Annotated in this window: 22 protein-coding genes and 1 pseudogene; 8 read left to right on the top strand and 15 right to left on the bottom strand. The window is 60.1% G+C overall.

Features of this window, described 5'->3' with window-relative positions:
* Window positions 1–50 precede the first annotated feature (50 nt).
* The 3 genes from ASD70_RS05035 to ASD70_RS05025 are packed head-to-tail and all read left to right on the top strand — an operon-like array spanning window position 51 to window position 2,861.
* Complete coding sequence (locus tag ASD70_RS05035; RefSeq protein WP_056845819.1) at window positions 51–731, top strand: C39 family peptidase; 681 nt, start codon at window positions 51–53, stop codon at window positions 729–731.
* Window positions 732–768: 37 nt separating this feature from the next.
* Window positions 769–1,512, top strand: coding sequence for a hypothetical protein (locus ASD70_RS05030; RefSeq protein WP_046072358.1), 744 nt, complete (start codon window positions 769–771; stop codon window positions 1,510–1,512).
* A 50-nt stretch (window positions 1,513–1,562) separates the two neighbouring features.
* Entirely contained in the window at window positions 1,563–2,861 is a 1,299-nt protein-coding gene (locus tag ASD70_RS05025; RefSeq protein ID WP_056845818.1) for an autotransporter outer membrane beta-barrel domain-containing protein, read from the top strand.
* Between the two features lie 54 nt (window positions 2,862–2,915).
* On the opposite strand, the gene ASD70_RS05020 is transcribed toward ASD70_RS05025, so the two are convergent.
* On the bottom strand, window positions 2,916–4,238 hold the full coding sequence (locus ASD70_RS05020) for a sigma-54 dependent transcriptional regulator (protein ID WP_046072356.1): 1,323 nt from the start codon (window positions 4,236–4,238) through the stop codon (window positions 2,916–2,918).
* A 334-nt stretch (window positions 4,239–4,572) separates the two neighbouring features.
* Between ASD70_RS05020 and ASD70_RS05015 the strand changes: the two genes are divergently transcribed.
* A complete protein-coding gene (locus ASD70_RS05015; RefSeq protein WP_056845817.1) occupies window positions 4,573–4,833 on the top strand; it encodes a hypothetical protein in 261 nt (86 codons plus the stop codon).
* Between the two features lie 65 nt (window positions 4,834–4,898).
* Here the strand turns inward: ASD70_RS05015 and ASD70_RS05010 are convergent, their stop codons facing one another.
* From ASD70_RS05010 to gnd, 3 genes are read right to left on the bottom strand one after another with little or no spacing between them, the layout of a single operon-like run.
* Window positions 4,899–5,723: a Cof-type HAD-IIB family hydrolase gene (locus ASD70_RS05010; protein WP_056845816.1), complete on the bottom strand. Its 825-nt coding sequence runs from the start codon at window positions 5,721–5,723 to the stop codon at window positions 4,899–4,901.
* Window positions 5,720–7,243 (bottom strand): glucose-6-phosphate dehydrogenase, encoded by a 1,524-nt coding sequence (zwf, locus tag ASD70_RS05005; protein ID WP_056845815.1) that lies wholly within the window; start codon window positions 7,241–7,243, stop codon window positions 5,720–5,722. The genes ASD70_RS05010 and zwf overlap by 4 nt, the downstream gene beginning before the upstream one ends.
* On the bottom strand, window positions 7,240–8,223 hold the full coding sequence (gene gnd / locus ASD70_RS05000) for a phosphogluconate dehydrogenase (NAD(+)-dependent, decarboxylating) (protein ID WP_046072353.1): 984 nt from the start codon (window positions 8,221–8,223) through the stop codon (window positions 7,240–7,242). The genes zwf and gnd overlap by 4 nt, the downstream gene beginning before the upstream one ends.
* Window positions 8,224–8,482: 259 nt before the next feature.
* Here gnd and ASD70_RS28860 point away from each other — a divergent pair, with 259 nt between their 5' ends.
* From ASD70_RS28860 to ASD70_RS04990, 3 genes are all read left to right on the top strand, one after another.
* Window positions 8,483–8,659, top strand: a complete 177-nt coding sequence (locus ASD70_RS28860; protein WP_156382907.1) for a DUF6026 family protein — start codon at window positions 8,483–8,485, stop codon at window positions 8,657–8,659.
* A 154-nt stretch (window positions 8,660–8,813) separates the two neighbouring features.
* Window positions 8,814–10,556: a phosphoethanolamine transferase CptA gene (locus tag ASD70_RS04995; RefSeq protein WP_046072352.1), complete on the top strand. Its 1,743-nt coding sequence runs from the start codon at window positions 8,814–8,816 to the stop codon at window positions 10,554–10,556.
* Between the two features lie 228 nt (window positions 10,557–10,784).
* Window positions 10,785–10,997, top strand: a complete 213-nt coding sequence (locus ASD70_RS04990) for a hypothetical protein (protein WP_046072351.1) — start codon at window positions 10,785–10,787, stop codon at window positions 10,995–10,997.
* A 102-nt stretch (window positions 10,998–11,099) separates the two neighbouring features.
* Here ASD70_RS04990 and ASD70_RS04985 read toward each other — a convergent pair whose 3' ends face one another.
* From ASD70_RS04985 to ASD70_RS04940, 10 genes are all read right to left on the bottom strand, one after another.
* Entirely contained in the window at window positions 11,100–11,591 is a 492-nt protein-coding gene (locus tag ASD70_RS04985; protein WP_046072350.1) for a GNAT family N-acetyltransferase, read from the bottom strand.
* A gap of 165 nt (window positions 11,592–11,756) precedes the next feature.
* A complete protein-coding gene (zapE, locus tag ASD70_RS04980; RefSeq protein WP_056845814.1) occupies window positions 11,757–12,863 on the bottom strand; it encodes a cell division protein ZapE in 1,107 nt (368 codons plus the stop codon).
* A 15-nt stretch (window positions 12,864–12,878) separates the two neighbouring features.
* Window positions 12,879–13,214, bottom strand: a complete 336-nt coding sequence (locus ASD70_RS04975) for a nuclear transport factor 2 family protein (RefSeq protein WP_043051616.1) — start codon at window positions 13,212–13,214, stop codon at window positions 12,879–12,881.
* Window positions 13,215–13,267: 53 nt separating this feature from the next.
* Window positions 13,268–13,984 (bottom strand): helix-turn-helix transcriptional regulator, encoded by a 717-nt coding sequence (locus tag ASD70_RS04970; RefSeq protein ID WP_056845813.1) that lies wholly within the window; start codon window positions 13,982–13,984, stop codon window positions 13,268–13,270.
* Between the two features lie 792 nt (window positions 13,985–14,776).
* Window positions 14,777–17,434: an aminopeptidase N gene (gene pepN / locus ASD70_RS04965; RefSeq protein WP_056845812.1), complete on the bottom strand. Its 2,658-nt coding sequence runs from the start codon at window positions 17,432–17,434 to the stop codon at window positions 14,777–14,779.
* A gap of 13 nt (window positions 17,435–17,447) precedes the next feature.
* The gene (locus ASD70_RS04960; protein ID WP_056845811.1) at window positions 17,448–18,278 is read right to left on the bottom strand and encodes a DUF2797 domain-containing protein; all 831 of its coding nucleotides are present in this window, start codon (window positions 18,276–18,278) and stop codon (window positions 17,448–17,450) included.
* The gene (locus tag ASD70_RS04955; protein WP_043051201.1) at window positions 18,275–18,535 is read right to left on the bottom strand and encodes a YeaC family protein; all 261 of its coding nucleotides are present in this window, start codon (window positions 18,533–18,535) and stop codon (window positions 18,275–18,277) included. Before ASD70_RS04955 ends, ASD70_RS04960 begins: the two co-directional genes overlap by 4 nt.
* 14 nt (window positions 18,536–18,549) lie before the next feature.
* Window positions 18,550–19,419 carry a rhomboid family intramembrane serine protease gene (locus tag ASD70_RS04950; RefSeq protein WP_046072345.1) on the bottom strand — a complete coding sequence of 290 codons (870 nt, stop codon included), beginning with the start codon at window positions 19,417–19,419 and terminating at the stop codon, window positions 18,550–18,552.
* Window positions 19,416–20,390: a metallophosphoesterase gene (locus tag ASD70_RS04945; RefSeq protein WP_162252748.1), complete on the bottom strand. Its 975-nt coding sequence runs from the start codon at window positions 20,388–20,390 to the stop codon at window positions 19,416–19,418. The genes ASD70_RS04950 and ASD70_RS04945 overlap by 4 nt, the downstream gene beginning before the upstream one ends.
* Entirely contained in the window at window positions 20,387–21,277 is an 891-nt protein-coding gene (locus ASD70_RS04940) for an NAD(+) kinase (protein WP_003217892.1), read from the bottom strand. Before ASD70_RS04940 ends, ASD70_RS04945 begins: the two co-directional genes overlap by 4 nt.
* Before the next feature lie 146 nt (window positions 21,278–21,423).
* On the opposite strand from ASD70_RS04940, the gene ASD70_RS04935 reads away from it, so the two are divergent.
* On the top strand, window positions 21,424–22,371 hold the full coding sequence (locus tag ASD70_RS04935) for a DUF1853 family protein (RefSeq protein ID WP_056845810.1): 948 nt from the start codon (window positions 21,424–21,426) through the stop codon (window positions 22,369–22,371).
* A 177-nt stretch (window positions 22,372–22,548) separates the two neighbouring features.
* Here ASD70_RS04935 and ASD70_RS04930 read toward each other — a convergent pair.
* Window positions 22,549–23,103: pseudogene (locus ASD70_RS04930) on the bottom strand (DUF6396 domain-containing protein); the annotation flags it as partial.
* Window positions 23,104–23,207: the final 104 nt, after the last annotated feature.

Raw genomic sequence — 23,207 nt, 5'->3', positions numbered from 1 at the left:
CTTGGCAACAAGGCCCTATCTTATTCCAGTGTCCAGCAGGTGATCCGATCATGCGCCTCGCGATTCTCACCCTCCTGATGTTGCTCACCGGCACGACCTGGGCAGGCACCATGGCGATCTCCGCCATGCCCGGCGGCGCGGTGATCTACAAGAAGGTCGAGAGCATCCGTGAGCGCCGCTTCGCCAACCTGGTGGAACAGAAAACCGATTTCAGCTGCGGTGCCGCGGCACTCGCCACCATCCTGCGCCAGGCCTATTGGCTGGACGTCGACGAAGACCACATCATCAAAGGCATGCTGGTGACCGCCGACCAGGACCTGGTGCGAACCCAGGGCTTTTCCATGCTGGACATGAAGCGCTACCTCGAAAGCATCGGCATGCGTGCCCGCGGCTACAAGATCGCGCCGGATACCTTGCTGACCGTGAAAATCCCCGTGGTGGTGCTGCTGGAAATCCGTGGCTACAAGCACTTCGTGGTGATGCAACGGGCCGACAAGGACTGGGTATATATCGGCGACCCGGTGCTGGGCCACAAGCGCTATTCCCGTGACGATTTCGTCAAAGGCTGGAATGGCATTGTCTTCGCCGTGCTGGGTGAAGGTTACGACAAGGCCAACGTCCTGCTCGACCCGCCCATGCCGCTGACTGCCAAGAGCCAGATGAATGAGTTCAAGCCGGTGGGCGATGCAGAGCTGATGGATTTCGGTTTTATCCAGAGCGACTTCTTCTAGAAGCGCAATAAGGGGCAGGACGCCCCAGGAGCCGCAGATGAACACTTGCCGTTGGCTGACGCTGTTGTGCGTGGCAGCCTCAATGCCCGCTTATGCGTCATCGGGGTTTAAGCCTATCGAACTCAAGGACGCAGAAATGGCCGAACTGCGTGGCCGCTACGTAATGCCGGGGCGCATCATCAGCTTCGGCATCGTCATGAGCAGCACCTGGACCAATGCCGTCGGTGACAGCATCACCGGCACGGCCAACATGCAGATCGACAAGACCACTATCACCCCCCAGTTCTATGTGCAAACCACCGGTTCGACCGGTACCGGCATGCCTCCAACCACCGGCACCGGTAACGTGGTCGGGGGGGCGGGCCTGGGCAGCGGCCAGGGCGTGACCCAAAGTGTGCGCACGGCCGGCGATGGCAACACCGCCTACAACAACGTCGGCATCAATGTTGAAAACGGCGTTACCCCCGCCAATAACGTCCAATCCGGGCAGGTACTGGTGGCCGGCGGTACCGTGAGCGGTGACAGCGCAGCGGGCCGCGTCAGCGTATCGGCCAACAATGGCGGCGTGCAGATGGCGATCCAGGCCAACCACAACCAAGGCAGCAGCCTGCAGCAGATCGGTGGCGGCAACGTGCTGCAGGGTACGGTGCTGACCGGCAATACCAACCTTGTCAGAAATATCACTCAGATCAACGTGGTGATGAACAATAACGGCTTGAATAACGCCGCGTTGAATTGCAATTTGGATCAGCTCAAAGGCCTACGTACGCTCGGTTATTGAACTACGCTGACCCTTCGACACTTACGCATTAGTAAAGGACGGCTTATTTCATGCATCGATCGTTATCGCTACGTGCGGTGGTTTGTTTAAGTACGCTCTTGCCCGCATCCCTGTTGTATGCCGCGCCAGACGCCGATATCGAAGCCCTGAAGAGGGAACTCCTGGAACTCAAGCAACGTTATGACGTGCAGCAAAAAGCCTTGGCTGTGCTGGAGCAACGTGTACGTCAGGTAGAGGATCAACCGGCGACGCCCGCCCCCAGGCGCCTGGCCAAGTCACCTGCCGACTTCAAGAATGGCGGTAACGCTGTCGCGACCACGGGTACTGGAGCCGCAGCCGCCTCGGGTGGTGCAGGCAGTTCCTACGGCCAATCCCTCAAGGACGATTCGGCCCCGGCGCAAAGTGTGAGCAACCTCTACAACGAGGCCAGTGGCTTCTTCGGCAACGGCAAGTTCAGCGTTGAAACCGGCATCACCTATGCCCGTTATGACGCACGCCAATTAACCCTCAATGGCTTCCTCGCGCTGGACTCGATCTTCCTCGGCAACATCAACCTGGACCGGATCAAGTCCGACAGCTGGACCCTGGACCTCACCGGGCGCTACAACGTCGACAACCGTTGGCAGTTCGACCTGAACGTACCGGTGGTGTACCGCGACTCGACCTACCAGTCGGCCGGCGCCGGCAACGATGCCACCGCCACCTCGGAAGGCTCGGTGACCCGCGACCCGACCATTGGCGACGTCAACTTTGGCGTGGCCTACAAGTTTCTCGACGAAACCCCGACCCTGCCGGATGCGGTGGTGTCTGTACGGGTCAAGGCGCCCACGGGTAAAGAGCCTTTCGGCATCAAGCTGGTCCGGCAGCCCAACAACGACAACCTCTACCTGCCGGAAAGCCTGCCGACGGGCAACGGGGTCTGGTCGGTCACCCCGGGTATTTCCCTGGTCAAGACCTTCGACCCGGCAGTGTTGTTTGGTTCGCTGTCGTATACCCACAACTTTGAAGATTCGTTTGACGATATCAGCAGCGACGTCAACCAGAAGGTCGGCGGTAAAGTCCGCCTGGGCGACAGCTTCCAGTTCGGCGTCGGCGTAGCCTTCGCGCTCAACGAAAAAATGAGCATGTCGTTCTCGGTCTCCGACCTGGTGCAGCGCAAGAGCAAGCTCAAGCCGGACGGCGGCGACTGGCAATCGGTGGTGTCCAGCGACGCCAATGCCGGTTACTTCAACGTGGGCATGACCATTGCCGCCTCGGATAACCTGACCATCGTGCCGAACCTGGCGATCGGCATGACCGATGATGCGCCGGACTTTACCTTCAGCCTGAAATTCCCGTATTACTTCTGACTACACCCCGATAGCAGTGTGTCAGCCAGCTTATCTATAGCTGACACACCGCCATCAGCGAATCTGGTGTTTATGCAGCAACCGGTAGAACGTCGGCCGGGAAATCCCCAGCACACGCGCGGCAACACTGAAGTTGTCGCTGTGCCGGTTGAGCACATCGCACAGCGCCTGGCGTTCGGCGCGGTGCTTGTAATCTTCCAATGTCGCCATCGGCGCCGAAAGGGCCGGCTGACCTTGCAACCCCAGATCAACGGCTTCGATCTGGCGCCCTTCGGCCAACACCAGGCCGCGACGCACGCGGTTGGCCAGTTCCCGCACATTGCCCGGCCAAGGGTGTTGCCCCATCGCCACCAGCGCGTCCTCGCTGAAACTGCGCGGGCGCCGGCCGGTTTCCCGGCTATAGAAACGCGAAAAGTGGTTGGCCAGCATCGCCACGTCGCCATGGCGCTCGCGCAAAGGCGCGGTGACCACTTGCAGGACATTCAGGCGGTAATACAAGTCTTCGCGAAAGGTGCCCTTCTCCACCGCAGCTTCGAGGTCGACATGGGTCGCGGCAAGCACCCGCACATCCACCGGGATCGGCTGACTGCCGCCGACGCGCTCGATGTGTTTTTCCTGCAGGAAACGCAAAAGGTTGGCTTGCAGCTCCAGCGGTAGGTCACCGATTTCATCCAGGAACAGCGTGCCACCGTTGGCGGCCTCAATGCGCCCCACCTTGCGCTGATGAGCGCCGGTGAACGCGCCTTTTTCGTGGCCGAACAGTTCGGATTGGATCAGGTGTTCAGGGATAGCACCGCAATTGATCGCCACGAACGGTTTAGCGTGCCGTTGGGATTGCCGGTGCAAGGTCTTGGCCACCAGCTCTTTACCGGTGCCGCTGTCGCCGCGGATCAACACAGGGGATTCAGTGGGGGCCAACTTGGCCAACAATTTGCGCAGTTCACGAATGGGGCGGCTGTCGCCCAACAGCTCGTGGGGCTCATCTACAGGCGCGTAACCCTTGCCACGCAGGCGCGCCATGCCGAACGCACGGCCGATGGTCACCTGGACCCGGGACACATCGAACGGCAACGTGTGGAAGTCAAAGAACCATTCGCAGACAAAATCACCGACGTTCTGCAGGCGTAATACATCCTGGCTGAGCACAGCAATCCACTCGGTGCCGCTGCGGCCAATCAATTCCTTGACCGCTTCGGGGCGCTCCAGATGGCTGGGCTGCAAGCGCAGCAGCCCCACATCGCAGGAGCGCTCACCTACCGCCTGCAAGGCACAACTGTCCACTTCCCAACCGGCCGTGCGCAGTCCGGGTAATAGGTCGTGGCAATCATCACAGGGGTCGACCACCAGCAAGCGACGTTGGACGGGTGTCACAAGCATGTCGATTCCTTGGCGCCAGAATTATTAAAGTTATTTAGAAACAATGGTTTGTGGCGCCTGGCGGTAACCCTAGCAAGATATTGACGCCTGCCTTGTACCATTTCGCTATAAGTGCGGGCAAAAAACCATGTGGTGCTCACAAGTTGCCGGCGGCGGAAACTTTCATTCAGCTTTCAAAACAGGCATTTAGATGATGTTAATCAGGGAAAGTTAAAATTTCTTGCTCTAGCATGTGACCCGCACCCCATCATCGTGCATCAGTACAAGTAACCCACCGCACGGTCAGCCCAACCGCCGGTACTCACTTGAATGGGCATACAGAGAGAAGACCCAAATGAACGCTCCGCTGCGCATCAACGAAGCTCTTTTGATTGCAGACCGTGCCTTCCAACCCTTCCAGTGCGTGGCCTGGCACGATGGCAATGGCGCCCTCAGCCTGAGCGTCGTCGACCGTACCAATACCCGTATCGGCAGCAAACAGCTGTCATCGAAGACTTATACCGATCCAGCGCAATTGGAAAACCTGTTGTTGCAGGCTCGCGCCGAGCTCGATAAAGATGGCTACCAGTTGCAACACTGGGCAATGCCGAAGTAATTCACTACAACAACTTCCAGCCCTTGGGAAACACAAGCTGGAAGTTGTGCAGCGAGACTTCAGGTTTAACGTGCCGCGAGAATAAACCGTTCGAATGCCTCGGCAGCGCCGTCTTCGATATTACTGCCGGTGACCACATTGGCCTGGCGCTTGACGGTTTCTTCGGCCTGGCCCATGGCGATGGATAATCCGGCCACTTTAAACATGGCCGGGTCATTACCGCCGTCGCCGATGGCTGCGGTCTGTTCAAGCGGCACCCCAAGATGCTCGGCCAGGGTTTTCAATGCTTCGCCCTTGTTGGCCAGCATCGCCGTCACGTCCAGGTACACCGGTTGCGAACGTGACACCTGAGCCAACCCTTGCACCTTCGGCTGCAATTGCGCCTCCAGCTCCACCAGCAACTGCGTGTTGTTACTGGCGGCGACGATCTTGTCGACACGATCCAGGTAGGGCTCGAAACTCTCCACCACCACTGGCCCGTACCCTAAGCCATCGGCTTCGCGCTGCACCATCGGCCCAGGCGGGTCACGGCGCAGCCAGTCGCCGTCGGCAAACACCCAGACCTCCACGTCCGGCTCGGCTGAAAACAGCGCCAGGGTGACCAGCGCCGCCTCTGCCGGCAGATGGTGCGCAACCAGGATGCTGCCATCCGGGTTGACCAGCGTACCGCCATTGAAACCGGCCACCGGCACATCGATGCCAAACGTCTCGATCAGATGCAGCATGGCCTTTGGCGGACGCCCGCTGGCCAGGCTGAATAGCACTCCAGCTTCACGCATCGCACGAATCGCGTCGGCGGTACGCTGGCTGAGGCTGTGGTCGGGATGCAATAAGGTCCCGTCCACATCGCTGAGAACAAATCGGATGGGATGAATCGTCGCGTCACTCATCCGAGGCTATGCCAGGTGCGGCCATCACGGGCCAGCAGCGCGTCTGCCGCCGCGGGGCCATCTTCACCGGCCTTGTACGTCTGGATGCCGTCATCTTCCTTCCACGCATCGAGGAACGGCTGCACGGCACGCCAACCGTTCTCGATATTGTCGGCACGCTGGAACAAGGTCTGGTCGCCGGTCATGCAGTCGTAGATCAGGGTTTCGTACCCCGTCGACGGCTGCATCTCGAAGAAATCCTTGTAGTCAAAACCCAGCTCGATATTAGCCATCTCCAGGGTCGGCCCAGGTTTCTTGGCCAGTAGGTCGAACCACATGCCTTCGTTTGGCTGGATCTGGATCTTCAGATAGGTGGGCTTGAGCTCATCGACTTCGGTGTCGCGGAACTGCGCATAGGGCGCGTGCTTGAAGCAGATCACGATCTCGGTATCGCGAATGCTCATGCGTTTGCCGGTACGCAGGTAGAACGGCACGCCAACCCAGCGCCAGTTGTCGATCATCACCTTGAGGGCGACAAAGGTCTCGGTGCTGCTGTCAGGCGCAACGTTGGCTTCCTCGCGATAGCCTGGCAGCGCCTTGCCGGCGATTTCGCCGGCGGTGTACTGGCCGCGAACCGAGTTGGCTCGGGCATCCTCCAAAGACCAGGGGCGGATCGCACCGACCACCTTGGCCTTCTCGCCACGCACCGCATCGGCGCCAAAGGCGGCAGGCGGCTCCATGGCGACCATCGCCAGCAACTGGAACAGGTGATTGGGCACCATGTCGCGCAGGGTGCCGGTTTTCTCGAAGAAATTGCCCCGGGTTTCCACACCGACCGTTTCCGCGGCGGTGATTTGCACGTGGTCGATGTAGTGGTTGTTCCAGAACGCTTCGAACAGCACGTTGGAGAAACGGCTGATCAAGATGTTCTGCACCGTTTCCTTGCCCAGGTAATGGTCGATGCGGTAGATCTGCTTCTCGCTCATCACTTTGAGCAGGCACGCATTCAGCGCCTCGGCAGTGGCCAGGTCGGATCCGAACGGCTTTTCGATGACCACGCGGCGAAAGCCCTCATCCGTTTCGTTCAGCAAGCCGGCGCTGCCCAGGCGCTGCACCACTTCACTGAAGAAGCGCGGAGCGGTAGCCAAGTAGAACACCGCGTTGGCGGTGCCGCTGTCGGCGATCTTCTGCGCGATATCCGCGTAGGTGCTGTCGTCGAGAAAGTCGCCCTCGACGTAGCTGATGCCCTTGGCCAATTTTGCCCACATTGCCGGGTCGAGGGCATTTTCGGCATTGCCGCGCACCTTACTGGCGGCCTCGGTGCGAATGAAGTCCTCAAGCTTCTTGGCGAAGTCGGCATCGCTGATGGCGTTGTGATCAACGCCGACAATGCGCAGGCCATCGCCCAGCAGCCCGTCACGGCTCAGGTTATACAGCGCCGGCATGAGCAGGCGCTTGACCAGGTCGCCATGGGCGCCAAACAGAAACAGGGTGGTGGGGGGTGCGGGTTCGGCCTTGGGTTTCTTGCCGTTGGCGGTCATTTTTTTGAAGTCTCCACATGGCCACCAAAGCCGAAGCGCATGGCAGACAGCATTTTGTCACCGTAGGTGCTCTGCTGGCGGGAACGGAAACGCGCAAACAACGACGTCGACAGCACCGGTACCGGCACCGCTTGTTCCATGGCCGCTTCGATGGTCCAGCGACCTTCACCGCTATCGGCCACGGAACCTGAGTAGCCATCGAGCTTCGGATCGGTGGCCAGGGCGTCGGCGGTCAGGTCCAGCAGCCAGGACGACACCACGCTGCCACGGCGCCAGACTTCGGCGATATCGGCAACGTTGAGGTCGAAACGCTGGTCTTCCGGCAGGTTTTCCGAGTTCTTGGTCTTGAGGATGTCAAAACCTTCGGCAAACGCCTGCATCATTCCGTACTCGATGCCGTTATGGATCATCTTGACGAAGTGACCGGAGCCCGCTGGGCCGGCATGGATATAACCGTGCTCGGCACGCGGGTCGGCAGACGGCGAACGGTCCTTGGTGCGCGGGATGTTGCCCATGCCCGGCGCCAGGCTCTTGAAGATCGGGTCAAGGCGCTGCACGGTCTCGACGTCGCCACCGATCATCATGCAGTAGCCGCGCTCCAGGCCCCAGACGCCGCCCGAAGTGCCGACATCGACATAGTGCAGGCCCTTTTCCGCCAGGGCCTTGCCGCGACGCACGTCGTCCTTGTAGTTGGTGTTGCCGCCGTCGATGATCACATCACCGTTTTCAAGCAACTCGCTCAGCGCGTTGATGGTGTCTTCAGTGGGCGCGCCCGCCGGCAACATTACCCACACGGCACGGGGCTTTTGCAGGCCGGCCACCAGGGCTTTCAAGTCGGCGACGCCGGTAGCGCCCTCCTCGCTCAGGCCTTTGACAAAGGCTTCGTTACGGTCGTATACAACGGTGGTATGCCCATTGAGCATCAGGCGCCGCGCAATGTTACCGCCCATGCGGCCTAGTCCGATAATCCCCAGTTGCATGTGCTGATGCTCCTAACTGCTAAAAAATGTGTGACATAGTTTATAGCGCAATGAGGCTAATGAGGGTTAGTCCAGAGCGGATCCGTGTAGTTTCATGACAAAAAAACTGCCATCGTTTCACCATCACCCTCGGAAAAGTCACACGACCGCGAAAAATAAAAAAGTTCCCTTGTCTCGCAAAAGAATTCAAACTTGCTCCCGACTGTTGCTGGAAACCTGTTCCGGCACCGCGATCTACCGGCTATTTGCGAGGTAAGCAATGAGCACAGCACAGATGACCCGCCCGCCACAGACCCTCTACGTCAGCATCCGTCGCGATGAATTGCGTCAGTTGAAAGATGAGCGCGATCAGTTGCAGCAGGAAGTCCTGCGACTGCGCTCGTACCTTCAAAGCCAGCTCGAATTGCCGTCTGACGCCAAGCCTGCGCTCTGCTGAACGCCTCTGGTTAGTTTGTAAGGCAATACTTACAGAAAACTCACAAAGTTTTCACACGCCTGTCCCGATACTCCCGCCCGCGATGCCGCTCACTTCCTGAGCGGCCCGATGTCGCGCGCCTGTGCGCGACAATCATTCTCTGATGGGGCGCTGGATGGCGATGTTCAAACGCAGCACGACGACTGCGAAAGGCTTTGATTGGGCCGGCCTTGGCTGGTTATTTCTGTTTTTCTGGTATTTCTCGGGTATTACTCAACTGCTAATCCAACTGACCGGCACCTCCGGCTTCAGTGGTTTTCGCCAAGCCTTCTTCATGAGTGCGCTATGGCTGGCGCCGATGTTGTTGTTCCCGCGTCGTACGCGCCTGCTTGCCGCGCTGATCGGCGTGGTGCTGTGGGCCTGCTCAATGGCGAGCCTGGGTTATTTCTTCATTTACCAGCAGGAATTTTCCCAGAGCGTCATCTTCATCATGTTCGAATCGAACATCTCTGAAGCCGGCGAATACGCGACCCAATATTTTGCCTGGTGGATCGTGCTGGCATTTATTGCCCACACCGCCTTTGCCGTCTTCCTCTGGACACGCCTGCGCCCTGTGTACCTGCCGCGCGGCCAGTCGATCGTGGCAGCGGTAGCCATCGTCCTGGCCGTTGTGGGCTACCCGCTGGTCAAGCAGATCGCTACCAGCGAAACCATGGAATTGGCCATCGACCGTTTCGAGACCCGTATCGAACCGGCTGTGCCTTGGCAGATGATCGTCGCCTACCGTCGCTACACCGAACAGCTGGACAATATGCAAGGCATGCTGACCAGTGCCAGCCAGATCCCGCCATTGAAGAACCTCAAGGACAGCATGGCCGGCCAGCCGTCCACCCTGGTGCTGGTGATCGGCGAGTCCACCAACCGCCAGCGTATGAGCCTCTACGGTTACCCGCGCAATACCACGCCGGAGCTGGACAAGCTGCGCGACCAACTGGCCGTGTTCGATAACGTCATCACCCCGCGCCCCTACACTATTGAGGCACTGCAACAGGTGCTGACCTTTGCCGACGAAGAAAACCCGGACCTGTACCTCAAGACGCCGTCGATTGTCAGCGTAATGAAGCAGGCCGGCTACAAGACCTTCTGGATCACCAACCAGCAGACCATGACCAAGCGCAACACCATGCTCACGACCTTTTCCGAACAGGCCGACGAGCAGGTGTACTTGAATAACAACCGCAACCAGAACGCCCGTCAGTACGACGGCGATGTGCTGGCGCCGTTCTCCAAGGCCCTGGCCGATACCGCTGAGCGCAAGTTCATCGTGGTACACCTGCTGGGCACTCACATGAGCTATCAGTACCGCTACCCGCCGAGCTTCGACAAGTTCACCGACCGCCAGGGCGTGCCCGCCGGTGTCAGCGATGCGCAGTTGCCGACGTACAACAGCTATGACAACGCCGTGCTGTACAACGACTTCGTGGTCTCCAGCCTGATCAAGGACTACGCCAAGACCGACCCCAACGGCTTCCTGCTGTACCTCTCGGACCACGGCGAAGACGTGTTCGACTCCGTCGGCCACGACACCCTGGGCCGCAACGAAGGCAAGCCGACCGCGCCGATGTACACCATCCCGTTCATGGCCTACGCCTCACCGAAGTGGCGCGAAAGCCACGACTGGAGCTTCGCCGGCGACCTGCAGCGGCCGTACAGCAGCTCGCAGCTGATTCACACCTGGGCCGACATGGCCGGCTTGAGTTTTGACGAGCTGGACCACAGCAAGAGCCTGGTCAGCGACAGCTTCAAGCCACGTCCCTTGCTGATCGGCAACCCTTACGAAACCAAGCAGAAGGCGCTGATCGACTTCAGCCTGATCAAGCCAAAGAAGGCCGATAGCAGTGAAGTGGTGCTGAAGTAAACCTGGGCTCGGCGACAGAACGATACAATCATTCTCGTCCAGGCCTGAAGTTCTTCATCCCCTTGCGTCTTTGAACCCCTGCCCTGCCCCGTGCCTGCGAAGTTAACAAACTGTTAACTTCGCAGGCACTTTGCGTTAACTCCCACTTAATACGATACGTCCATAGTCGCCCCATGCTTCTGATCAAGGAACGGCCAGACACCTATCACTCTTAATGGGAATACTGCGATGAAACTCTCGACCTTGATGTTTGCCAGCCTGATGACACTGACCTCCGCCGCCGCCTTTGCAGAGGGCGGTTCAGAGCGTTCTAAGGAGTTCTACCAGAACTTCAGCTTCATTCAGCAACAAACCCATGGCGCAGCTGAACAGCGAATGGCCTCCGCAGACGGTAAGACCTTGAAGGTCGACACCGTCAATGAGGAACAACCGAACAGTTGATTTAATGTTGATTTAATCTGCAACACCCTGCGCCATTCCGCTCCGTTGGCGAAGGTATATTGGGCGCCACTTAACGGCGCCCTTTTTTTCACTTGGTATTTATTAAAGCGACTTGCTCCAGAACAACATACGTCCATGACTCGGATCAAATACTGAATCATCGAAACCGAACTTTCGGTAGGCCGACTGGGCCAGTTCATTGCCTTCGAGCACTTCCAGGGTGATCTTGCAGCAGCCGCGCTGCCGAGCGATTTCCTCGACCTTCTGCAGCATTTTCTGACTCAACCCCAAGCCACGAAACCTATCCATCACCACCACGTCGTGGACGTTGACCAGCGGGCGGCAGGCAAAGGTTGAGAAACCTTCAAAACAGTTGACCAACCCCGCCGGTTCGCCACCGATAAACGCCAGGACGCTGAACGCGTGTGGGCGCTTGGCCAACTCGGCAGGCAGCTGCTGCAAGAGATCGGCCGGCAAGGTGTGGCCGCCGCCCATCGAATCTTCAGCATAATGATTGAGCAACAGGCCAATGGCATCGGCATGCACGGCGTTGGTGTAGCTGGCTTGCAGCACCAGGATGTCTGGGGTGTCCATTTCCTTCCTCGATAACGACAACCAGGGATTCGTTTCCCTTTGAGAGCTGCGATTGTAAGCGCGGAGTCGGCAACAGATGAAGGAGATTAACTACAAATGCCCGACAGAAATCGCGAAGCTTGAACGCGTCAAAACCTGCAAACATCCCTGAAACGGCGATTTTTCCTAGACGGCGAAGCGTTGCAACTGCATCGCCTGCAAACGGCTCAGGGTGCGACGGAAAGGAAACTCCAGGTAGCCTTCGGTGTAAAGGCCCTCCAATGGCACCGCGGCGTCGATAAAGAGCGGCACCTTGCGGTCGTAGCATTCGTCCACCAACGCGATAAAGCGTCGCACGCTGTCATCGTGTACCGACAGCTGCGGCAATTCGCGATCCCCCGCCACTACACGTTCGACGCCGTCCTCGGTGCCACGGGCAATCCGCCCGGCACGCCTCTGTGCGCTGAGGTTGGGGACGTCACCCAACAGGATGGCCTGGTAGCGATCACACAGCAGCATAAAGTCCATGGCGGCCAGGGGTTGCTCGCACAGCTCGGCATAACGACACCAGAGCACCCTGTCACTGGCCTGTACCGCCACGATAGAACGGTGACCTACACTCACTGCCCCGCTGATCACACGCTGCCCCAGGCTTAATTGCTTGAACACCGCAGCCAGTGCAGCCGGTTGGTTCACCCAGTATCGCTGCATGCCCGCACCGGGATGCAAGCGATGGTCCTCGCCTCCGTCCACTGCCACCACCTGCATGTGCTCCTGGACTGCAGCGATGCCCGGCAGGAAACGCTCGCGATTGAAGCCATCGGCGTATAGCTGATCGGGCGGCTGGTTAGAGGTGCACACCATCACCACGCCCTGCTCGAACATCACCTGGAACAGGCGACCGAGGATGATCGCGTCACCAATGTCATTCACAAACAGCTCATCGAAGCACAGCACCCGCACCTCCCGACTCAACTCCCGGGCCAACGCCCGCAACGGATCCTGGGTTCCCGTGAGCTGGAACAAACGTTGGTGCACCCACCCCATGAAGTGATGAAAATGCTGGCGTCGTGCGGGAATACGCAGGCTTTGGTAGAAATGGTCCATCAGCCAGGTCTTGCCGCGGCCTACCGGCCCCCATAGGTAAACCCCGGCAATCGGCGAACGGCCTTGGTGCAAGACCTCGTGACAGGCTTGCAGGGCGTGCACCGCCTGCTGCTGGGCATCGTCAGGGACGAAACCTTGCTGGGCGATGGCATGTTGGTAAGCGGCGAGCGGCGAGTCGAAAGTCATGCGTGCCAGTATGACTTACGCGCAGATATCCAGCCGTGAAATCTTGCCCTGTTCGTTCAGCCGAAAGGTGTAGCGCAGCTCCAGCGGACTGCCGGGGAAATTACCGGAGACGATATTGCTGACCAGCACTTTGCCGGTGCGTTGCTGCACGCTGAGCACCTCGACCCGTGGCTGGTAGCGGCGGCCGGTATCTTCCATCCAGCGTGCAATGGCGGCCGTACCCACCTGATGTTCGCCTTCATCGAATACATTGGCATCGTCAGCGAAACACTGGGGGATCGCGGTGATGTCGCCGGTATTGGTTGCTGCAATATAAGCCACGATGGCCGGGGCCAACTCGGGAAAAGACATGGCACAACTCCTTGCCTGGATGATTTGTGACGCCATGCTAAGCCACGGGTGTGTCAGTTTTTGTCAGGAGTAAACGGCGCGGACTCTTGCTGCTCCATCAGCTTGCGCCAGCCTCGCAACAGGTCGCTGCGCCTCCCGGGGTAACGCTCACCCTGGGCATCGGCGCTGGCCACGCGGTCGGTGCGAAAGGTGCGATAGGCACCGCGCAACTCGCACCACGCCACGATCACCCGCGCCTCATTGAGAAAGCCCAGAGCCAGCGGCCAGATAAGGCGTTGGCTCTGGATTTGGCTGGCGTCGGCGTAGCTGATATGCAGCTTGGCCTGATGGCGAATAGCATCGCGAAACACGTTAAGCGGGACGCGGTTTTCCGGATAGCCGAAGCCGGGAGGTCCAGGGAGCAGCGTCGGGTTACGCAACGCCTCTTGAGCCGCAGGGTCCAGTACATCGGCGATCTTCGCCAGGGCGTTGGCGGCGGCGCGGCTCAATACGTCATCGCCGCGCTGGTCTACATAACGCAAGCCCAGCACGACCGCCTCGGTCTCTTCGGCGTTGAGCATCAGGGGCGGCAGAAACAGGCCGCTGCGCAATACGTAGCCGACCCCGGCTTCGCCAAAAATCGGCGCGCCCAAGGCGGTCAATTCAGCGATATCGCGGTACAGCGTGCGTTCCGATACTTCCAGTTGCGCCGCGAGAACGGCGGCGGTGACCGGGCGTTTTCTGCCCCGCAGGGCCTGAAGCAACGTTAATAGGCGAGTGGTGCGCGACACGTTGATGCCACCAGAATCAGGGATAGAGGTGCGGCAGCTTAGCAGAGGTTCCTGTCAGCAAATGTCAGTACTACGGGCTCGATAGCGACCTTCGAGCCGGCCGCTTTCAAGACCTCTAACTCCGTCAGAAATGCCATGAATGTGGGAAAGGGCTTGCCCCCGATGAGCATAGATATCTAAACAACTTCGTAGCAGCCGACGGTAACCACGATGCGCAGCGAGCCGCTCTTGATCTTGATCTTGATCTGCTTTTGATCTCAGGCGCCCCGTTAAACCACGCAGGCCGGAATTCGACAGGGATTTGGGGGGTAAACCGGCAGGGATGCCGGTTTAGCCGCCCCGCGCCATGGATGGCGCGTGGCGGCGGCCCCCCAAATCCNATTCGACAGGGATTTGGGGGGTAAACCGGCAGGGATGCCGGTTTAGCCGCCCCGCGCCATGGATGGCGCGTGGCGGCGGCCCCCCAAATCCATGTCGGATTACGGGCACACCGAGCCTGAGCGAGGTGCCGATTGGTGGGGCGAAGCGTTTTTGGTTACTTTTGGCGCTCTTCCAAAAGTGACCCGCTGTAAGAGCGGAACCAATAGTGGCCGTTATCTAAACAATGGATATGTACTTGGTCTGATCCAACATTCTGGTCGGCTGTCAGGCCGCCATCGGGGCAAGCCCCCTCCCACATTGGATCAGGGCGCTGGTTAGATAACGGTCGGCTGTAAGGCCCCAGCGGAACCAAGCCCCCTTGGATTGAAGATCACCCGCTCAATAACCGCCGGCAGCCACCCTGCCCCCAAATTACGCCAGGCTCTTGCTGACCACCTCGAACACATCACTGGACAGCTCGCCGGAGGCAAGAATGCGCTCCAGTTCCGCTTTCATCAGCGCCTGCCGCGCGCTGTCGTATTTGCGCCAGCGCGTCAGCGGCGCCAGTTGGCGCGAGGCGATCTGAGGGTTCAGGGTATTGAGCTGTATCACCAGGTCCGCCAGGAAGCGATAACCCGAGCCGTCCGCCGCATGGAAGTTGATCAGGTTCTGCCCGGCAAATGCACCGATCAGCGCACGCACCTTGTTCGGGTTCTTGATGGTGAATGCCGGGTGCTCCATCAGTGCCTTGACCCGTGCCAGCCCGCCCGGCAAGGTGCTGCCGGCCTGGACGCTGAACCACTGGTCCATCACCAACGGGTTGTCCTTGAAGTTCTCGGCAAACACCGCAAGGGCCTGGGCTTTTTCCGCCTCGAACGGCGAGTTCACCAGTACCGCCAGGGCGGTCAGGCGCTCGGTCATGTTGTCGGCAGTATCGAACTGATCCAGGGTGGCCGCGAGTACTTGCGGCTTGCCGCTGAGCATCAGGTACGACAACGCGATGTTTTGCAGGGCGCGACGGGCAAAGTGCTCGGCCTCCGCCACGTACGGCGTCTGCTTGGACAGGTCGCGGTTGGCCTGGTAACGCAGCCACAATCCTTCGAACAGGTTGTCGGCCAATTGCTTGCGGGCATACTCACGGGCGGCGTGAATGGCATCCACATCCGCCACGTCGCTGATTTCTGCCAGGTAGGCTTCGCTCGGCAGCGAGAGCATTTCCGCGACCATGGCCTGGTCCAGGCTTTCATCGCTCAAGACAGTGCGCAGCGCGTCGATAAGGCGCTGATCCAGCTTCAGCGGCTGCCCCGCCTGATGCTGGCCGATCAGTTCCTGCAGCACCTGCACCGACAGTTGCTGACCGGCATCCCAGCGGTTGAAGCCGTCACTGTCGTGCTGCATCAGGAACATCAGCTGGTCACGGTCGTAAGGGAAGCTCAGTTTCACCGGCGCCGAGAAGCCACGCAGCAGCGAAGGCAAGGGTTTTTCGGCTATGTCGACGAAGGTGAAGGTCTGCTCGGCTTCAGTCACCGAGATCACCCGGGAAGTGCCGCCAGCCGTCGCCTCACCGGCCAGGCGCAAGGCAATACCCGCGCCCTGCCCGTCCAGCAAGCCGAGTGCCACCGGAATCACGAACGGCAGTTTCTCGACCTTATCCGGGGTGGCCGGGCAGCTCTGGCGGAAGGTCAGGCTGTAGGTCCTGGCCGCAGCGTCATACGACTCGCTGACCGCCAGACGTGGCGTACCGGCCTGGCTGTACCAGCGTTTGAACTGGCTGAGGTCGGCGCCATTGGCGTCTTCCATGGCCTTGATGAAATCATCGCAGGTCACGGCCTGGCCGTCATGGCGCTCGAAGTAAAGGTCGCTGCCTTTGCGGAAACCGTCGGCGCCGAGCAAGGTATGGAGCATGCCGACTACTTCCGAGCCTTTTTCGTACACGGTCAGGGTGTAGAAGTTGGAGATCTCGATAAAGCTGTCCGGGCGCACCGCGTGGGCCATGGGCCCGGCGTCTTCGGCGAACTGGTGGGTACGCAGGTAGGCCACATCCTGGATACGCTTGACCGTGGCCGAGTTCATGTCGGCAGAGAAGCCCGAGTCACGGAACACGGTGAAGCCTTCCTTGAGCGACAGCTGGAACCAGTCTCGGCAGGTCACGCGGTTGCCCGACCAGTTATGGAAGTACTCGTGGGCGACGATGGCCTCGACCCGTTGGTGGGCGGCGTCGGTGGCGGTTTCGGCGCGAGCCAGCACGGCGCTGGAGTTGAAGATATTGAGGCCCTTGTTCTCCATGGCGCCCATGTTGAAGTCGTTGACCGCCACGATCATGAAGATGTCGAGATCGTACTCGCGGCCGTAGGTTTCTTCGTCCCAGCGCATGGATTTTTTCAGGCTGGTCATGGCGTGCTGGCACTTGTCGATGTTTTCCGGTTCGACGTAGATGCGCAGTGCCACTTCACGGTTGGTCATGGTGGTGAAGCTGTCTTCCACGCACCACAAATCACCGGCCACCAGCGCGAACAGGTAGGCCGGCTTCTTGAACGGGTCTTCCCAGGTCGCCCAATGCCGGCCGTCTTCGCCGGGGCCGCTGGCAATTGGGTTGCCATTGGACAGCAACACCGGGTAGCTGTGCTGCTCGGCGATCACTGTGGTAGTGAAGACGCTCATCACGTCCGGACGGTCGAGGTAGTAAGTGATCTTGCGAAAGCCTTCGGCTTCGCACTGGGTGCAGAACATGCTGCCGGATTTGTACAGCCCTTCGAGGGCAGTGTTGGTTTCCGGGTGGATCTTGACGGTGGTGTCGAGGGTGAAGGTTGCACTCTTGGGCTGCACGGTCAGGTGGCCGTCGGTCAGCTGGTAGTCAGCGTCCGTCAGTTCCTGGTCAGCCAGGTTCACGCTCAATAGCTCCAGTTGCTGGCCATCGAGCACCAGCGGCGGCAGGCCGGCACCGCGCTCGGGGTTGCGGCGCATCACCAATTGCGCGTGGACCAGGCTGTGGTCCTCGAACAACTCGAAGGTCAGGTGCGTCTCGTCAATCAGGTAGTCCGGCGCCTGATAGTCCTTAAGGTAGATCATCTTCGGTTGTTCGGTGCGCATGCTTGGGATCCTTCTACTGATGCACGGCGAGCTGGTAGGCCGTGTATTTACGAATATTGATAACGCCGGTATCGAAGATCAGGTATTGGCCCTTGATCCCCAGCAGCGTGCCTTCGGCAATCGGGTTCTTGTCCAGGTTGAAGCTGACGATCTTGGTCGGATACTGCTCGACCGGGTAGCGGATTTCAATCGGCTCGATGTCGGCAATGGTTTGGATGGCTTGCAGGCCAAAGCGTTCCTGCAAACCCAGCAAGCCTTCGGCACAGGAAGCAAACAGCTCATCGCGCACCTGCTTGAGGTCCACTGCTACCGCGTCGCCCTTGAGCAAGGCGCGCCAGTTGGTCTTGTCGGCCACCTGGCTGCGGAACAGGTCTTCGACGAAGCCAGACTGCTGGCGCGTGGCGACACGCATGATCGGCAGCGCCTGGCTGGCGCCCTGATCGAGCCAGCGGGTGGGCAATTGGGTGGCGCGGGTGATGCCGACCTTGATCCCCGACGAATTGGCCAGGTACACCACGTGGTCGGTCATGCAGAACGTTTCGCCCCAGCCGGGATCACGGCAGGTGCCGGCGTCGTAATGGCAGCGCTCGGGGCTCATGATGCACAGGTCGCACTGGGCCAGCTTGGTCATGCACGGGTAGCAATAGCCCTGGCTGAAGCTGATCTTGGTCTTGCGCCCGCAATGGCTGCAATGAATGGCACCCAGGTATTCGAGGCGCACATGGGTGCCGATCAGAGGGTTGACCGGCACCTCGACATCGCCCAGGCGAAAAGCGTATTGAACAGTCGGCTCACCGAGTTGCGCCGACATTTTGCTGACTGCACCGCGACCAATTTCAATCAATGGATCGCATCCGACTTGAACAGGATGTTCGGCACCGGCGCCGACTTGGAGGCGCATTCCTGCGGGCCCATGTAGCCGGTGCGCTGCTCTTCGGGCAGGTTCTGGATTTCCCAGGCGATCACTGCCTGCAAAGACAACTCGCGCTGCTCGGCGGTGAGCTTGCGGCCGTCAGACCATTTGCCGATTTCCACGGCGAGCTTGAGGCTCTCGTAGATGTCCGGGGTGATGTTTTCGATCATTGCAGCAAAAGAGGACATAAGGCTCTTCCTTATCAAATAGACGCTTTGCGACGGTTGTACAAACCGCCGAGCAAACCCGTCAGGCAACCGATGACCAAGCCGCCCACATGGGCCGCGTTGGCGATTTCGCCGAAGCCGATCATCGAGACCAGCCCCGACAGGCAAAGCAGCAGCCACACCAGCATCATCACCAGCACCCCACGGGGCAGGCGATAGGCGGGGTTGGGTGACAATAATTGAAAGATCCAGCAATGCCCGAGCAGGCCATACAGCACGCCGGACAAACCGCCAAACAGGCCGGGCCCGCCATAGGCATATTGAGCGTAGTTGGAGACCAGGCTGAACAACAGGGTCAGGCCCAGCAGGTTGATACTGCCCTGGCGGGCTTCAATGCGCCGGCCCAGCTCCCAGTACCACATGCCGTTCATGGCCAGGTGCAGGATGCCGAAGTGAATCAGCATCGGCGTGACCAGGCGCCACCACTGCCCCGAAGCCAGCGTGTCGGCGAGCGGCGTGAACTGGATGTACTCGCCCAGCACCCGGAACGGCAGGAAGGTCAGCCAGGCCATGGCTTGCAGGTTTTCGCCGAGCAGGGTCACGGCACCAACGATAAGGCTGGCCAGCAGCACCAGCGCGGTGACCGGGCTATGGCGCACTTGCTGGACAAAGCTTGGCCGAGCAACCGGTGCCTGTTCGGGAATATCCAACTGCTGGTCCGGGTCGCCGGCAGGGAAACGCTGATACAACACGCGCACGTCATCACTGATGGTTTCGGGCACCCACAACACTTGCTCGCCCGCCTCTTCACTGACGCGATGGGGCACTTGCATGCGTTGCAGCAACTTGACGAAACCACCCAGGTCGACGCTCAGGGGCAAGCGCAATACAGCTACGGTACTCATGGAATAGCCTCTGGTCGCTCAACGTCGACCCATACGAATTTACGTGGATCCAGCTGGGTTTCCTGGTCCAGTCGATACGCCACCAGCTTGCCGTACAGCACCGCGCTGTAGTCCAGGCAGGCCAGGTTCGGGCGGATCGGCGCCGGTTTGCCGCTGCGCCAGTAGTGGCCGACGAACAACAGCGGTTCATCGACGCCGTAGCGCAGCAACGAATTCTTTTGCTTGGAAGACAACGGCGTGCGCGCCACCGGCTCTGGCAAGGCGTCGGGCTGGAACACGATGTCGCCGTAGGTCTTGGGGTCGTCTTCCCAGAACTTGGTGCGAAAAAACGAGCGCGTCAGGCCATCGCCACCGGTCAGGGTCAAGCCGTCGGGCAAGCGCATATCGGTGCCGCGCAGCAGCCGGTCGAAGGCGTTGCAGGCAAAACTGCCCGGCACGGCGGCGGCCTGCAGGAAGTGCTGGTCGATACAGCCATCCGGGAAGGTCGCGCGCAGCGGCTGGATAAAGCCCTCGTCCCAGCACGCGTGCACCACGCGGAAACGCCCGGCATCGACAAACAGCGGCATGTCGTAGAACCAGCCGAGGAAGTCGTGCCAGTCGGCCGGGTGGTGTTCGAATTGGGTCAGGGTCTCTTGGATCAAGCGCGCATGCCGTGGGTTGTGCTCTCGCACGAACTGCTTGCCGCTGCCAGGCGGCGCCGGCGTGGTCCAGCCCAGCGCGTTGAACTCATGATTGCCCATGATGCACAGCGCCTGGCCGGCCTCGGTCATATCGTGAACGATATGCAGCGCCTCGCGGATGCGCGGGCCACGGTCGATGATATCGCCGAGGAACACCGCCATGCGTGACGGGTGGCGCCAGGTGCCGCCCTGCTTGTGGTAACCCAATTGGTCGAGCAAGTGCTCAAGGGTATGAGCGCAACCGTGCACGTCACCAATCAGGTCATAACTACGCGCGGGATCGAGCATCAGTCGCCTCCACCCCCCAAGCGGCTGCCCCAGCCCAGCTTGGTACGGCACACTTCGTAGTAGTTGTGATCCAGCGGGTGGATCAAGCGCAACTTCTGTGCCTTTTTGCTCACGGTGATGGTGTCACCGGGGGCGCAGGTGAAATGGTTCTGCCCGTCGCAGGAGACTTGCGGGTAAATCTGCATGTCTTTGGACACCACGATTTTCAACTCACTGTTGCCATCGACCACAATCGGTCTGCTGGACAACATATGGGGGTACATCGGCACGATCACAATGGCATCGAGCTTGGGATGCATGATCGGACCGCCAGCCGACAGCGCGTAGGCGGTCGAGCCGGTGGGGGTGGCGACGATCAGGCCGTCGGCCTTCTGGCTGCACACGAACTGGCCGTCGATGTACAACTCGAACTCGATCATCCGCGTGGACTTGCCCGGGTGCAGCACTACATCGTTGAGGGCATCGCCCTGGCCAATGGCCTCGCCGTGGCGGCGCACTTCGGCTTGCAGCAGGAAGCGGTTCTCCACCAGGTAATGGCCGTCGAGCACCTTGGCCACTTCGACTTCCAACTCATCGGGGCGGATATCGGTCAGAAACCCCAGGCTGCCGCGGTTGATCCCCAGCACCGGCACGTTATGCCGCGCCAGCGCACGCGCGGCGCCGAGCAGGCTGCCATCGCCGCCGACCACAATGACCATGTCGCAGACTTCGCCGAGCATCTTGCGCGACGAGGTTTGCAGGCCATGGCCTGGGAGGATTTCAGCGATGGTGTCTTCGAGGATCACATGCAGGTGGCGCTCGAGCAGAAACTTCTTCAGTCGGCGGACGGTGTCCAACACCTGGGTACTGCCCAGGCGACCGATAATGCCGATATTGCGAAATTGCTCCATGGGGCTCCTGCGGGGTGTGGGGTGCGACCAAAAAGAACGATTATGGGCGAAAGGCCGTCTCAGGCAAAATCCTTTGTCGCCGCAGAGCCTTGATGACAATGGTTCTCAGGCACCTTACGCACGTCTGAAAAGGCTATGCTCGGACCATGACAGTGTTCCCTGACTTGCACGCCCTGCCCCGTCAATTGCGCCACCCCGAGGTGCGCGACCTGGCGTGGGTGATACTCGCCCCGCCGATGCTCGCGCAGACGCCATGGCCGCAGCGCCATCCGTTGGCCGGCAGTGACTGGGTACAGGCGCCCCACTTGCTCGAAGCCTGGCTGCGTGATCTGGACCGCGACAGCAGTGCCCTGCAGCAATGGCTGAACCTGTCACGCACGCGGCGCCTGGGCCTCTATTACGAACGCCTGTGGCAGTTCGCGGTGCAACATGCGCCGGGCGTGGAATTGCTGGCCGCCAACCTGCCGATCCGGCGCGCCGGGCATACCCTGGGCGAGCTGGACATGCTGCTGCGCGACCGCGATGGCGTGCACCACCTGGAACTGGCGATCAAGCTCTACCTGGGCCCTCAGGACGGCGATGGCCAAGACACCGCGCAATGGCTTGGCCCTGGCTGCCATGACCGGCTCGACCGCAAGTTGGCACACCTGGCCCAGCACCAGTTGCCGATCTCGGCACGTGCCGAGAGCCGCGAAGCCTTGGCGGCGCTGGATATCCAACAGTTCGATGCGCATTTGTGGCTGGGCGGTTATCTGCTCTATCCCTGGCCCGGCGCGGCGCAATCCCCCCTTGGCGCTCACCCGCAGCATTTGCGCGGGCGCTGGTTGCATCAACGCGACTGGCGGGACTTTGTCAGCACCACCCCGGCCGGCCGCTGGCAACCCCTGCCCCGCCATGCCTGGCTGGCACCGGCGCATTACCCGGCGGGTGAAGTATGGAGTGAAGAACAGATGCAAGGCTGGCTGGCGGACCTGGACCCAATGGCGCCGGCGCAGTTGCTGGTGCGGATGGTGCAGAGCGGTGAGGATTGGGAGGAAGCGGAACGGTTGTTCCTAGTGGCCGATCTTTGGCCGAATGTGCCGGGGGCGGGCTGATGAAGCTGTGGTGTATTTGAAGGCCTCATCGGGGGCAAGCCCCCTCCTACATTTTGAGCACACCGCATCCCCCCTGTGGGAGGGGGCTTGCTCCCGATGGCGATGGCCCAGGCACTACAAACCATCGATATGCCGATACTCCAACTGCATGCTGAAGGTGCTGATATTTCTCGCGCCCTATCCCAGCAGTCGCCACTCAATGCGCTCCTCGTTGACGGTGATAGTGTCTGGCAGCAAAAAGCGGCGTTCGCGCCTTTGCACGCTAAGCGTGGGCATTATCTGGTCCTGCTCGAAGCGGCGGATAGCACCGTCTTTGTACCCCGAGCGTACGTTCAGGCTGAAGCCCACCGCTTCCCAGTAGCCTGTCTGCGGACACGGCTGGCCACTGGTGCAGGTTGGCGCCGGGTAACTGGCCTTGATGAACGCCGCTGAGTCGGGCGTAGGTTTGCCGGTGGCGGGCTCGAGAAATTTGGTTTTAGCTAGTTGATCAATCAGCCCTTCGCTGGGTTTTGGCGGCGGGACATTGGCCAGACGGGCTTCCAACCATTGCAACTTGCCGTCCCAGGCAGGGAGTTTGGCCGGCGGCAACGGGAGGATTTCGTTGATCTCGGGGACTTTTGGGTCGGCGTAGGAGTAGTTTGCGAGAATTCGCCAGATTTTTTCATAGCGTTCGGCGCGTTCGAGGTCTTTCTGTTGGTCGAGGTAATACAGCGTATCGGTAGCCGGTGGGCCGCGAAATGAACTGGCCTAATGATCCCGGACACCTCTTAAGGGCGATATGATTCGCCCATTCAGGAGGTTCCATGCAAGAACGAAAAACCTATACCCGCGAGTTC

The organism is Pseudomonas sp. Root569 (genome assembly GCF_001427465.1).
GTDB classification, from domain to species: domain Bacteria; phylum Pseudomonadota; class Gammaproteobacteria; order Pseudomonadales; family Pseudomonadaceae; genus Aquipseudomonas; species Aquipseudomonas synxantha.
Note: the sequence above shows the minus strand (reverse complement) of the source record. Positions and strands in the feature narration are given on the sequence as shown.

What these genes read in the sequence shown, in the direction of transcription:
- ASD70_RS04955 (WP_043051201.1), bottom strand. Translation starts at nt 18,535, where the DNA reads ATGTCCTCTTTTGCTGCAATGATCGAAAACATCACCCCGGACATCTAC.
- ASD70_RS04950 (WP_046072345.1), bottom strand. Translation starts at nt 19,419, where the DNA reads ATGAGTACCGTAGCTGTATTGCGCTTGCCCCTGAGCGTCGACCTGGGT.
- ASD70_RS05020 (WP_046072356.1), bottom strand. Translation starts at nt 4,238, where the DNA reads ATGCTTGTGACACCCGTCCAACGTCGCTTGCTGGTGGTCGACCCCTGT.
- ASD70_RS05035 (WP_056845819.1), top strand. Translation starts at nt 51, where the DNA reads ATGCGCCTCGCGATTCTCACCCTCCTGATGTTGCTCACCGGCACGACC.
- ASD70_RS04985 (WP_046072350.1), bottom strand. Translation starts at nt 11,591, where the DNA reads ATGGACACCCCAGACATCCTGGTGCTGCAAGCCAGCTACACCAACGCC.
- ASD70_RS05010 (WP_056845816.1), bottom strand. Translation starts at nt 5,723, where the DNA reads ATGAGTGACGCGACGATTCATCCCATCCGATTTGTTCTCAGCGATGTG.
- pepN (WP_056845812.1), bottom strand. Translation starts at nt 17,434, where the DNA reads ATGCGCACCGAACAACCGAAGATGATCTACCTTAAGGACTATCAGGCG.
- ASD70_RS04935 (WP_056845810.1), top strand. Translation starts at nt 21,424, where the DNA reads ATGACAGTGTTCCCTGACTTGCACGCCCTGCCCCGTCAATTGCGCCAC.
- gnd (WP_046072353.1), bottom strand. Translation starts at nt 8,223, where the DNA reads ATGCAACTGGGGATTATCGGACTAGGCCGCATGGGCGGTAACATTGCG.
- zwf (WP_056845815.1), bottom strand. Translation starts at nt 7,243, where the DNA reads ATGACCGCCAACGGCAAGAAACCCAAGGCCGAACCCGCACCCCCCACC.
- ASD70_RS04995 (WP_046072352.1), top strand. Translation starts at nt 8,814, where the DNA reads ATGGCGATGTTCAAACGCAGCACGACGACTGCGAAAGGCTTTGATTGG.
- ASD70_RS05025 (WP_056845818.1), top strand. Translation starts at nt 1,563, where the DNA reads ATGCATCGATCGTTATCGCTACGTGCGGTGGTTTGTTTAAGTACGCTC.
- ASD70_RS04975 (WP_043051616.1), bottom strand. Translation starts at nt 13,214, where the DNA reads ATGTCTTTTCCCGAGTTGGCCCCGGCCATCGTGGCTTATATTGCAGCA.
- ASD70_RS04990 (WP_046072351.1), top strand. Translation starts at nt 10,785, where the DNA reads ATGAAACTCTCGACCTTGATGTTTGCCAGCCTGATGACACTGACCTCC.
- zapE (WP_056845814.1), bottom strand. Translation starts at nt 12,863, where the DNA reads ATGACTTTCGACTCGCCGCTCGCCGCTTACCAACATGCCATCGCCCAG.
- ASD70_RS05030 (WP_046072358.1), top strand. Translation starts at nt 769, where the DNA reads ATGAACACTTGCCGTTGGCTGACGCTGTTGTGCGTGGCAGCCTCAATG.
- ASD70_RS04940 (WP_003217892.1), bottom strand. Translation starts at nt 21,277, where the DNA reads ATGGAGCAATTTCGCAATATCGGCATTATCGGTCGCCTGGGCAGTACC.
- ASD70_RS05015 (WP_056845817.1), top strand. Translation starts at nt 4,573, where the DNA reads ATGAACGCTCCGCTGCGCATCAACGAAGCTCTTTTGATTGCAGACCGT.
- ASD70_RS28860 (WP_156382907.1), top strand. Translation starts at nt 8,483, where the DNA reads ATGAGCACAGCACAGATGACCCGCCCGCCACAGACCCTCTACGTCAGC.